This is a genomic window from Pseudomonas sp. SCPG-7, assembly GCF_002156405.1.
In the GTDB taxonomy this organism is placed as follows: domain Bacteria; phylum Pseudomonadota; class Gammaproteobacteria; order Pseudomonadales; family Pseudomonadaceae; genus Aquipseudomonas; species Aquipseudomonas parakoreensis.
The window spans coordinates 401,047-412,695 of record NZ_MVOO01000001.1 but is presented as its reverse complement, the minus strand read 5'-3'; the positions used below and the strand labels follow the sequence as shown (position 1 = coordinate 412,695).

The following is an 11,649-nucleotide window of genomic DNA, read 5'->3' as shown; positions in this document are numbered from 1 at the left end:
CGCATGAACACACGCAATCTATGGCTGATCGGTATCACCCTCGCCCTGAGCAGCAGCGCCTGGGCCGATTTCAGCGCCAGCCCCGAAGAAGCCCGAGGCATCGCCAAGGACGCCTACTTGTATGGCTTCCCGGTAGTGGAAATGTACAAGACCCTGTACACCCAGGCCGTGGACCGCAAGAGCCCGAACTTCAAGGCACCGTTCAACCAGATCGGCAACACCGCCAAGGCCTTCACCGCCAAGGACACCGCGTTCGTCACACCGAACGCCGACACGCCCTACTCGTTTGTCTGGATGGACCTGCGCAGCGAGCCATTGATCCTGACCTTGCCGCCGATCGAAGAGCACCGTTACTACTCGGTGCAACTGATCGACGCCTATACGCAGAACTTCGCTTACCTGGGCACCCGCAGCACCGGCAATAACGGTGGTCATTTCATGATCGCCGGGCCTGACTGGCAGGGTCAGCAACCGATCAACATCGACCGCCTGGTGCGCAGCGAAAGCAACATCGCCTACGCGCTGTACCGCACGCAGCTGTTCGACGAAAAAGATCTGGGCAAGGTCAAGCAGATCCAAAAAGGCTACGCGGTCGAACCGCTGAGCCACTACGTAAAACAGAAAGCCCCGGCGCCGGCACCGAAAATCAGCTGGCCGAAACCGACGCCGACCATGAGCGAAACCCCGGAGCTGTTCCGCTACCTGAACTTCATGCTCGCCTTCACCCCGCCGCAGGACGTTGAAAAAGACCTGCTCGCACGCTTCGCCAAAATCGGCATCGGTGCCGGTCAGCCATTCGACCTGAAAAAGCTCAGCACCGAGCAACGCAAGGCTCTCGAAGACGGCATCAGTGACGCCAAGGCTGAATTCGCCGCGTTCAAGAAAGACAAGGTCGACACGCACGAACTCAGCAGCGGTGACTTGTTTGGCACCCGTGATCACCTCAAGGGCAATTACCTGTATCGCTACGCCGGCGCCAACATGGGCATCTTCGGCAACTCTGCCGAAGAGGCGAACTACATAGGCTATTTCGTCGACAAGGACGGCCAGCCGGCCGACGCAGCGAAACACGACTACACCCTGCATTTCGACAAGGGCGCCCTGCCCCCGGCCGACGCCTTTTGGTCGCTGACCATGTACGACGGCAAGAGCAAATTGCTGGTGGCCAACCCGCTCAATCGCTACCTGATCAATTCGCGGATGCTGCCCGACTTGAAGCTCGATGCCGACGGCGGATTGACCCTTTACGTGCAGCACGCCAATCCCGGCAAGGACAAGCAGGCCAACTGGCTGCCGGCACCGAACGGGCCGTTCTACGGCGTGTTGCGCCTGTACCTGCCGAAACCGGAAGTGGCCAGCGGCGAATGGAAGATGCCGCAGCTCGACCCGGTCAACTCAAAACAATAAACGGAGCCAGTGATGATCAAGCCTTACGTTGTGCGTCCGCTGCTGGCGCTGTGCATGATCGGCAGTCCTCAACTCTATGCAGCCGAAGGTGGTGTAGGCCGGCCGATCACCGGGCAACAGGTGTTTTCCAACGCCGGGATCATCCCGCCCGAACCGGGCTGGGTGGTCTCGGTCACCAGCATCTGGTACGACGGCTCGCTCAAGGGCAGCCGCGGTGCGCCGATTTCCGGTGAAGTCAGTGCCGGGATCGACATGAAAGTCTCCTACACCATGACCAACCTGACCCACATCTGGGACACCGGCAAAGGTCCCTGGAACTTCGCCTCGGCAATCGGTGTTCCACTGCAGTACACCGACATCGACGCGGCCATCACCGGCCCGCGCGGGCGCACCCTCGGCACCAGCGATTCCGGCACCCAGTTCGCCGACGCGCTGGTCACCCCGATTGCCGCCGGCTACCACTTCGACGAACTGAATCACATCGCGTTCTCCCTGCCGATCTACGTGCCGACCGGCGCCTACAACGACAATCGCCTGGCCAACCCGGGGCAGAACAATTACACGTTCATGCCCACCGTGGCCTTCACCCATCTGGACGGCAAGGGGGGCGAGTTCACCCTGTCCAGTGGCCTGGAGTTCTACACCGAAAACACTGCCACCGATTATCGCAACGGCAACATCTTCACTCTCGATGCCTTGTGGACTCACGGCTTCGGCAGTGGCTGGAGCGCAGGTCTCGCGGCCGGTTATATCCAGCAAGTCACCGACGACAAGGGTCAGACCGCCGACAGCCTCAATGGCTTCCGTGGCCGCTCCGTCGGCGCCGGGCCGGTGGTGGCCTGGAGCGGCAAATTCGCCGATGCCCAAGCCAACATCAGTGCGCGCTGGGTGCCGGAGTTCGACACCAAGAACCGCCCTGAAGGCAACGGCATTGCCGTCAACATGACCCTGGCGTTTTTCTAGACCGGCCACAAAGGACTGTCCCATGACCGCACTCACCGACCTCAACGCCCTGCAAGCGAGCATCGCTGAAGCCGTACTCGGCCAGGATCAGGTCATTCGGCAGATCCTCCTTGGCCTGCTGGCCAACGGGCATTTGCTGCTGGAAAGCCTGCCGGGGCTGGCCAAGACGCGCACGGTCAAGGCGCTGGCCACCCATCTGGACGCGAAGATGAGCCGCATCCAGTTCACCCCCGACTTGCTGCCCTCGGACATCACCGGCGCCGAAGTGCTGCATCAGGTCGCCGGGCAAAACGAGATCCGCTTCCAGCCCGGCCCGCTGTTCGGCAATCTGATCCTCGCCGACGAGATCAACCGCGCCCCGGCCAAGGTGCAGGCGGCGCTACTGGAAGCCATGGAAGAACGGCAGATTACCGTGGCCGGCACCAGCCATTTGCTGCCGGAGCTGTTCATTGTGGTCGCCACACAAAATCCGATCGAGCAGGAAGGCACTTATCCGTTGCCGGAAGCGCAGATGGACCGGTTCCTGATGAAGGTGCTACTGGATTACCCCAGCGCCGACAACGAAAGCCAGGTGCTGCGCCTGTTGCGCGCCGAAGAGTTTGCCCAGGGCGCGAACACCGCGCCGGGCAAGGGCTTCAGCCTGTCACAGGAAGTGATTTTCGCCGCGCGCAAGGAGGTCAGCGCGGTGCACGTATCACCGGCCATCGACCGCTATCTGATCGACTTGATCAACGCCACTCGCCACCCGACCGATTACGACGAAGACCTCGGACGCTGGATCAGCCTCGGTGCCAGTCCCCGTGGCGGCATCGGCCTGGATCGTTGCGCGCGGGCCGACGCGTGGTTGCAGGGCCAGGATTTCGTCTCGCCGGATAACGTGCGCGCGGTGGTGCACCCGGTGCTGCGCCATCGCCTGCAATTGAGCTACGACGCAGTCGCGGATGGCGTGACGGCCGATCAGGTGCTCGACCGTTTGCTGGATAAAGTAGCAATCCCGGCATGAACACGGAGGGCCTGGTCTACGTTTCTCTGGCGCAATTGATGGCGCTGGAATTCAAGGCCCGTGACCTGAGTTTTCTGGCGCGCCAGCCCCAGGGCAGCATTCTTGCTGGCAACCATGCTTCGCGCTTGCGCGGCCGTGGCTTGAACTTCGATGAGCTGCGCCGCTACCAGCCCGGTGATGATTTACGCCACCTCGACTGGCGCGCTTCGCTGCGCACCGGCAAACCGGTGGTACGCACTTTTACTGAAGAGCGCGACCGCCCGGCATTGATCGTGGTCGATCAGCGCATGTCGATGTTCTTCGGCTCGCAACGCAGTTTCAAATCTGCCCTCGCCGCTGAACTCGGCGCACTGGCGGCGTGGATGGTGTTCAACGCTGGTGACCGGGTCGGCGGTCTGGTGTTCAACGATCAACGCATCGACAGCATTGCACCGCTACGCAGCCGCAAACGGGTCGAAGCCTTGCTCAGCCGCGTGGTGCAACAGAATCAGGCGCTGAACGCGTCCAATCCCGATGCCGAAGACGAAGACCAACTGGACAAGGCCTTGCAGCGTTGCCTGGCGCTGGCCGGTCACGACCATTTGATCTGCATCGTCAGCGACTTCGCCGGGGCGGGTGAACGTACCTTGCAGTTGATGCGGCAACTGCGCGCGCATAACGACGTGATTGCCCTGCAAGTCTACGATCCACTGGCCTTGAAGCTGCCGAGTGATGGCCGGCTGCTGGTCACCCAAGGCCAATTGCAGGTGGAACTGGCTGTCGAGAAACGCAGTGTGCATCAGCCGTTGGGTGATTATCTCGGTGGCCGCCTTAAGGACGTCGCCACCCTGCTGCGCCGCAGTCAGGTGCCGCTGATGATGTTCAGCACCGCCGAAGAGGCCCACGCGCAATTGCGCGCCGAGCTTGGCAAGTCTGCCGGCCCACGGCGATGAACCCGACTATTCCTGACATCAGCCAGCTCAAGGAGCTGAGCCTGCCGGCGCCGGTGAGTTATGCGCCGCAGACCTGGGGCTGGTGGCTGTTGCTGGGGCTGTTGGTTGTGCTGGCACTGGTGGTTGGCGTGCGGCGCTATTGGCAATGGCGACGGGATCGATATCGGCGCGAAGCGTTGGTGCGGCTGGCACAGTTGCGTGAGCGCAGTGATGATCTCAATGCCCTGCGCGAGCTGCCCGAGTTGCTCAAGCGCGTGGCGCTCTCGATGCCCCTACCGGAGGCTCGCTGGTGGAACACAATAACGGTGGGAGCTGGCTTGCCAGCGATGAGGCCATCTCCTGCAACATCCGAGCTGACTGACACGACGCCATCGCTGGCAAGCCAGCTCCCACAGGGTCCTGCGGCGTTGGGAAGATCGGATTGGCAGGCCTTTCTGCAGCGGCACAGTAAAAAGAAACTACCCGACGACTTCAGCGATCAACTGGCCCTACTCGCCTACGCCCCCGACGCCACCCTGCGCGCCCTCCCCGCCGAACAGCGCGAGGCGCTGTTTGACACCTGTCAATACTGGATGGAGCAGCACCATGTGGCAGCTTGATTACCCGTGGTTGTTGCTGCTGTTGCCGCTGCCGTGGCTGACCTTGCGTTATCTGCCGGCGTATCAGGAAGCCCGCAGCGCCGTGCGGGTGCCGTTTTTCGGCGCCATGAGCCGCGCCGTCGGGGAAGCGCCGAGCCGGGTCGGCAATCGTCAGAACCCCTGGCAGCGGTTGCTGAATCTGTTGGTGTGGATGTTGATCCTGCTCGCCGCTGCGCGCCCGGTGTTCGTTGAAAAACCCATCGAGCGCCAGCAACCGGTGCGCGACCTGATGCTCGCCATCGACATCTCGCAATCGATGGAAACCGAAGATTTCAGCAATGCCGACGGCCAGACCATCAATCGTCTCGCCGCCGTCAAACAGGTGGTGCAAGGGTTCATCGACAAGCGCAAGGACGACCGCATCGGCCTGATCGTGTTCGGCAGCGGCGCCTATCCGCAGGCGCCGCTGACCCTTGATCACGCCAGCCTGTCGCTGTTGCTGGCCGATACCGGCATCGGCATGGCCGGGCCGAACACTGCCATCGGTGACGCCATCGGCTTGAGCCTGAAGCTGCTCGACCAGGCTGACGAGGAGCAGAAAGTGCTGATCCTGCTCACCGACGGCAACGACACCAACAGTGCGATCACTCCTGACCACGCCGCCGAAATGGCCGCCAACAAGGGCGTGGTCATTCACACCATCGGCATCGGCGACCCGACGGCTTCCGGCGAGGCGCAGGTCAATCTGCGCGGGCTGCAACAGATCGCCCAGACCACAGGCGGGCAGTTTTTCCGCGCCGAAGACCGCGCAGCGCTGGATCAGGTCTACAGCACCCTAGACCGCCTCACGCCGCATCAGGTGAAAACCCTCAGCCATCAGCCGCAACGCGAGTTGTTCCACTGGCCGTTGGGCATGGCGCTGGGGTTGTTGGCGCTGTATCACCTCGGCGCCCTGCTGCGCCCGCGCCTGGCGCTTGCCCGCCAGCGGCAGGAGGCCTGAGATGGAGATCAATCTCGGTGATTTCCACTTCCTGCGCCCGCTGTGGCTGCTGCTCGCGCTTTTCGCCGCGCTACTGCCGCTGCTCTGGCGCCGCAGCCGCGACCTGCAGCGCCGGCTACGCAACAACATCGCCGAACATTTGCTGCCGCATCTGCTGGTCACGCCAAAGGATCTGCAGCACCTGCGCCCGGTGCACTGGCTATGCGCGATGCTGCTCATCGGCGCCATTGCCGCCGCCGGGCCGACCTGGGAGCAGGATCGCCCGGACTTTCTGGAGAATCGTGCGCCGCTGATCGTCGCCATGGACCTGTCGCCGTCGATGGACGCCAACGACGTTCAGCCGACGCGGCTGGAAGCGGCCAAGCATAAACTGCACGACCTGATTCAGCGTCGCGCCAGCGCCCGCACCGCGCTGATCGCCTATGCCGGCAGCGCGCATCTGGTGTTGCCGCCGACCGACGATCCGGCGTTGCTCGACACCTTCATTCAGGCGCTGGGCACTGGCCTCATCGACAAACCCGGCAAGGACGTCAGCGCGGTCATCGAGCAGGCCAAACGCCTGCTCCGTGCCGAGAAAAACCCGGGCAGCCTGCTGCTGATCACCGACGGTGCCGACACCGCGCAATTCGATGGCCTCGACAAACAACTCGATGACAGCCAGTTGCAGGTGCTGGTACTTGCGGTCGGCAATGAGGACGGCGGCATGATTCAGGGAGCCGGCGGACAGCCGAAAGTCGACAGCAACGGGCGCCCGGTAGTCGGCCGCTTCGATATGGCGGCGCTCAAGCAACTGGCCGCCGTCCTCGACGCGCCGCTGGGCAGCCTCACCCTCGACGACGATGATCTGGACTGGATCGAGTTGCACGCGCAACAACACTTCCAGAGTGCCAGCGCCGAACAACAGCAATTGCACTGGAAGGACGCCGGTTACTGGTTGTGCTGGCCCCTTCTATTGTTGGCGCTGCTCGGTGTGCGCAAGGGCTGGAGCGTCAACTGGGTGCCGGCGCTGCTGTTGGCCACAAGCCTTGGCTGGCCCGCCGCGCCAGCCCAGGCCAGTGCACTGACCGATGCATTCTTCACCCGCGATCAACAAGGGCGCTGGGCCGCCGAGCATGAGCATTGGCCGCAAGCGGCGGCGCTGTTTGTCGATCCGTACTGGAAAGGCGTGGCGGCCTATCACGCGGCGGACTACGACCTCGCGCTGGCAACCTTTGCCCGCCTGGACACAGCGCAAGCATGGTTTTATCTGGGCAACATTTACGTGCGGCGTTTCAAGTTCGATCAGGCGATTGCCGCTTACACCCAGGCCCTGCAAAGACAACCGCAATTTCCCGAGGCCACGGCCAATCTGGCGCTGGCGCAGGCGTTGCTCAAGGACACCGACAGCGCCGAAAAAAATGCCCCCGAGACCAAACCGGATGAAGTGAAATTCGACAAGGCGCCGGGCAAGGGTCAGAGCAAAAAGGTCGAGACCGAACAGGCAGCGTCCGACGCGTTGTGGCTGCAGAACCTGAACACCTCGCCGGCGAAGTTTCTCAGGCAGAAGTTCAGTTTGCAGGATCAGTCGGGGGCCAGGCCATGAACCGGGTTGGCTTCATCGCTGGCAAGCCAGCACCCACAAGGTTTTGCGCTGTTAACTCGATTGGCGATAACACAAGCCCCCCCTGTGGGAGCTGGCTTGCCAGCGATGAGGCCAGATCTGCCAGCAAAAAAATCTGCACCTTGCTCATAACCAGCTTGCTCAGCCTGAATGCCTCTGCCGCCGAACCCCAACTGAAAATCCACGCCCACCTGCAACCCGCCGAAGGCGCCATGGTCGGCGGTCTGGTGGAGCTGCAAGTCGACGTGCTCACCGACACCTGGTTCACCAGCGCCGCGAGCCTGCCCGAACTGAAACTCGACGGCGCCCTGGTGACGCCGCCCGATGGCCGGGCCCAACACCTGAATCAGACGATCGACGGACAATCCTTCAGCGGCTTGCGCTACAGCTACCTGATCACCCCGAATGTCGCCCGCCGCTTCGACATCCCGCCGTTGACGGTCTCCGCGACACCGGGTCAGGCCAGCACTGCAATCTATGCACACAGCCAACCCTTGCACTTCAGTGCCGCCCAGCCGCCAGGCTTCAAACCCGGAGAAACGCCGTTGGTGGCCAGCGATGTGCGCCTGAGCCAAAGCCTGATCAACTCGGCAACCCCGTTGAAAACCGGCGACAGCGTGACCCGCCAACTGACCCTGCAGGCCGATGGCGCACTGGCGATGGCGCTGCCGATTCCGCCACTGGGTGAGGTAGACGGTCTGAGTCGTTATCCGCAGACACCACAAGTCAGCCGTCTGGATGACGGCCGCGGCAACGTGCTCGGTGGTCAGCGGATCGACGCTGTCACCTACCGTATCGACAAGGCTGGCGCCTACACCCTGCCGGACATCGCGGTGAAATGGTGGGACGTCAAAACGCAGCAGAGCCGCATTGCGCAAGTGCCCGCCGTGACCTTCGAAGCCGCAGCCAACAGCGCCTACAAACCGGTGTTTTCGATCACCGACGATCTCCAGCAGCTCGGCCGCAACAACCCGCACTTTTCCACACGCTGGCTGTTGTGGCTGGCGCTACTCGCCGTGTGCACTGGCGTCGGTTATTGGCTGCGTCCTGCCCTGTTGCGCGCCCGGCGCCAATGGCAGGTACGCAAGCACGCGCGGCAACTGGCCTGGGAGCAATCGGCGGACTTCGCCTGGCAACAGATCAACCCGCAACTGCAAGCTCATCCGACGCAATTGAGCGCGGTGTATCTGTGGCTGCGCCGCCGTCGCCTCGGGCTGCGACTGGTGAATGCCGGCCCGCGCTTGCAGGGCCTGTTGCGCGGACTTTACGGACGTGATCCGCAGACTGCACAAACACTTGCTCAACTGCAGGAATCGTTGACTACGCTTCACAGTCAGGCCGAACAACAGCCGCACAAACCGGCGTCGGCCCTGCGCCCACTCAACCCTGTTCAGGAAAGGGAATTCCCATGACCACCCCGCCGCCGCAGCGTCAACGTTTCAGCCTTGCGCTGGTGTTTGCGCTGGTGTTTGCGCTGGCATTGCCACTGCTGGCCCAGGCCAGCGAGCCACTGCCGTCATGGAACGACGGCCCGGCCAAAAAACACATCATCGAGTTTGTGCAAGCCGTTACCGATCAGTCCGGCAAAGACTTCGTCAAACCCGCCGATCGCATTGCCGTGTTCGACAACGACGGCACCCTGTGGAGCGAGCAGCCGATGTATTTCGAGTTGCTGTTCGCCCTCGACGAGGTCAAGCGCAATGCGCCGCAGCACCCCGAATGGAAAACCACCCAGCCATTCAAAGCCGTGCTGGAGAACGACCACAAGGCACTGGCCGCCGCCGGCATGGACGGGATTATCAAGATCTTCGGTGCCACCCACACCGGCATGACCACCGAGGCTTTCGACGATTACGCCAAAACCTGGCTGAGTCAGGCGCGGCATCCGAAGACCGGCAAGCCCTACACCGAAATGATCTTCCAGCCGATGCTGGAAATGCTCGACTACCTGCGCAGCCAGGACTTCAAGACCTACATCGTTTCCGGCGGCGACACCGGCTTCATGCGCGCCTTTGCCGAGAAGGTCTATGGCATCCCGCCGGAACAGGTGATCGGCACCACGTTCGTCACCGCGTTCCAGTTCAAGGACGGCCAAGCCTCAATCCTGCGCACGCCAAAACTGGCGCACAACGACGACGGCCCGGGCAAACCGGAGAGCATTGATGCGGTGATCGGCAAACGCCCGATTCTCGCGTTCGGCAATTCCGACGGCGACCTGCAAATGCTGCAGTGGACCGCCGCTGGCCCCGGCAAACGCTTCATGGGGCTGGTGCACCACACCGACGCCAGACGCGAGTGGGCCTATGACCGAAAATCCGATATCGGGCGGCTCGACAAAGCCCTCGACGAAGCAAATTCCCGTGGCTGGACCGTGGTCGACATGGCGACCGAATGGCGCCGGATCTACCCGTACGATCCACCGGCAACCGGGCAGGTGCAATAAGAAAAAGCGTGACGCAGGACTGCAGTAAACGTAAGTCGCAGCAAGCGACACCCCCGCGCAAAAGGAGCAAGTCAGATGACTCGCATACGCAAGTGGCTACCGAAACTCGCCCTGGTGGCAACCTCGGTGATGGCGCTGTCGGCAACCGCCACAGCGGCTGAGAAACCCAACATTCTGGTGATCTTCGGCGACGATATCGGCCAGACCAATATCAGCGCCTATTCCATGGGCGTGGTTGGCTACAAGACCCCGAACATCGACCGGATTGCCAAAGAAGGCATGATGTTCACCGACTACTACGCGGAGAACAGCTGCACCGCCGGACGATCGTCGTTCATCACCGGCCAGACGCCACTGCGTACAGGTCTGTCGAAGGTCGGGATTCCCGGCGCTCCGGTCGGCCTGCAAAAACGCGACATCACCATCGCCCAGGCGCTGAAGGGTCTGGGTTATGCCACCGGGCAGTTCGGCAAGAACCACCTGGGTGACCGCGATGAGTACCTGCCGACCAACCACGGTTTCGACGAGTTCTTCGGCAACCTGTACCACCTCAACGCTGAAGAAGAGCCAGAGCGTCCGTACTGGCCCAAGGACGATGCCGAATTCGTCAAGGCCAATACCCCGCGAGGGGTGATCCACAGCTTCGCCGACGGCAAGATCGAAGACACCGGCGCCTTGACCACCAAGCGCATGGAAACCATCGACGACGAAACCACTGCCGCCGCGCAAGCGTTCATCGAGAAACAGGCCAAGGCCGACAAGCCGTTCTTCGTCTGGATGAACACCACGCGCATGCACGTGTTCACCCATGTACGTGATTCGATGAAGGGCCAGAGCGGCATGCCCGGCAACGAATATGCGGACGGCATGCTCGAGCACGATGCCGATGTCGGCAAACTGCTGAAAACCATCGATGACCTGAAAATCGCCGACAACACGATCGTGGTCTACACCACCGACAACGGCCCGAACCAGTTCTCCTGGCCGGACGCGGCGACCACGCCGTTCCGCAACGAGAAGAACTCCAACTGGGAAGGCGCGTACCGGGTGCCGGCGATTGTCCGCTGGCCCGGCAAGATCAAGGCCGGCGAAGTCTCCAACGAGATGTTCTCGGGGATGGACTGGTTCCCGACCCTGCTCGCTGCTGCCGGCGATGCCGACGTGAAAGACAAACTGCTCAAGGGCTGGGCGCCGACTTCCGGTGGTACCAGCTTCAAAGTGCATCTGGACGGCTACAACCAGTTGCCCTACCTGACCGGCCAGCAGCCCAAAGGCGAGCGCAACGAGTTCTACTACTTCAACGACGACGGCATGCTGGTCTCGATGCGCTTCGACAACTGGAAAGTGGTGTTCTGCGAACAGCGCCAGCCGGGCGGTTTCCGGGTCTGGAGCGAGCCGTTCGTGTGCCTGCGCGTGCCGAAAATCCTCAACCTGCGGATGGATCCGTATGAGCGGGCGGATGTGGTGTCTGACCAGTTCTATGACTGGAACACCAAGAACGTCTATCTGGCCGGCGTAGCGGTGACCAAGTCTGCGAAGTTCCTACAGACCTTCATCGAGTACCCGCCAAGCCAGAAACCGGCCAGCTTCAGCATCGACCAGATCCGTGCTGCGGTTGACGCCAAAATCGCTGAAAAAATGAAAGCGGCTCCGGCTGCACAGTAAGACCGTTGAACTGCCGCCCGCCCTCATCGGCGGGCGGCCCTGATTTTCACCTGAGACC

The 11,649-nt window shown here is 62.2% G+C and carries 10 protein-coding genes; all 10 read left to right on the top strand.

Annotation, left to right across the window (positions count from 1 at the left end; genetic code table 11):
* The first annotated feature begins 3 nt into the window (after positions 1-3).
* The 10 genes from B1722_RS01975 to B1722_RS01930 all read left to right on the top strand — a co-directional run bounded on the left by B1722_RS01975 (position 4) and on the right by B1722_RS01930 (position 11,591).
* On the top strand, positions 4-1,407 hold the full coding sequence (locus B1722_RS01975; protein ID WP_086791067.1) for a DUF1254 domain-containing protein: 1,404 nt from the start codon (positions 4-6) through the stop codon (positions 1,405-1,407).
* 12 nt (positions 1,408-1,419) lie between these two features.
* Entirely contained in the window at positions 1,420-2,370 is a 951-nt protein-coding gene (locus B1722_RS01970) for a transporter (protein ID WP_086791066.1), read from the top strand.
* A gap of 22 nt (positions 2,371-2,392) precedes the next feature.
* Positions 2,393-3,373 (top strand): MoxR family ATPase, encoded by a 981-nt coding sequence (locus B1722_RS01965; protein WP_086791065.1) that lies wholly within the window; start codon positions 2,393-2,395, stop codon positions 3,371-3,373.
* On the top strand, positions 3,370-4,305 hold the full coding sequence (locus B1722_RS01960; RefSeq protein ID WP_086791064.1) for a DUF58 domain-containing protein: 936 nt from the start codon (positions 3,370-3,372) through the stop codon (positions 4,303-4,305). The genes B1722_RS01965 and B1722_RS01960 overlap by 4 nt, the downstream gene beginning before the upstream one ends.
* The gene (locus tag B1722_RS01955) at positions 4,302-4,904 is read left to right on the top strand and encodes a DUF4381 domain-containing protein (protein ID WP_086791063.1); all 603 of its coding nucleotides are present in this window, start codon (positions 4,302-4,304) and stop codon (positions 4,902-4,904) included. Before B1722_RS01960 ends, B1722_RS01955 begins: the two co-directional genes overlap by 4 nt.
* Positions 4,891-5,883, top strand: a complete 993-nt coding sequence (locus tag B1722_RS01950) for a VWA domain-containing protein (protein ID WP_086791062.1) — start codon at positions 4,891-4,893, stop codon at positions 5,881-5,883. The genes B1722_RS01955 and B1722_RS01950 overlap by 14 nt, the downstream gene beginning before the upstream one ends.
* 1 nt (position 5,884) lies before the next feature.
* Positions 5,885-7,465 carry a VWA domain-containing protein gene (locus tag B1722_RS01945; protein WP_086791060.1) on the top strand — a complete coding sequence of 527 codons (1,581 nt, stop codon included), beginning with the start codon at positions 5,885-5,887 and terminating at the stop codon, positions 7,463-7,465.
* Positions 7,462-8,895, top strand: coding sequence for a BatD family protein (locus B1722_RS01940; RefSeq protein ID WP_086791058.1), 1,434 nt, complete (start codon positions 7,462-7,464; stop codon positions 8,893-8,895). The genes B1722_RS01945 and B1722_RS01940 overlap by 4 nt, the downstream gene beginning before the upstream one ends.
* Positions 8,892-9,926, top strand: a complete 1,035-nt coding sequence (locus B1722_RS01935) for an HAD family phosphatase (RefSeq protein ID WP_086791056.1) — start codon at positions 8,892-8,894, stop codon at positions 9,924-9,926. Before B1722_RS01940 ends, B1722_RS01935 begins: the two co-directional genes overlap by 4 nt.
* Before the next feature lie 75 nt (positions 9,927-10,001).
* Entirely contained in the window at positions 10,002-11,591 is a 1,590-nt protein-coding gene (locus tag B1722_RS01930; RefSeq protein ID WP_086791054.1) for an arylsulfatase, read from the top strand.
* Positions 11,592-11,649: the final 58 nt, after the last annotated feature.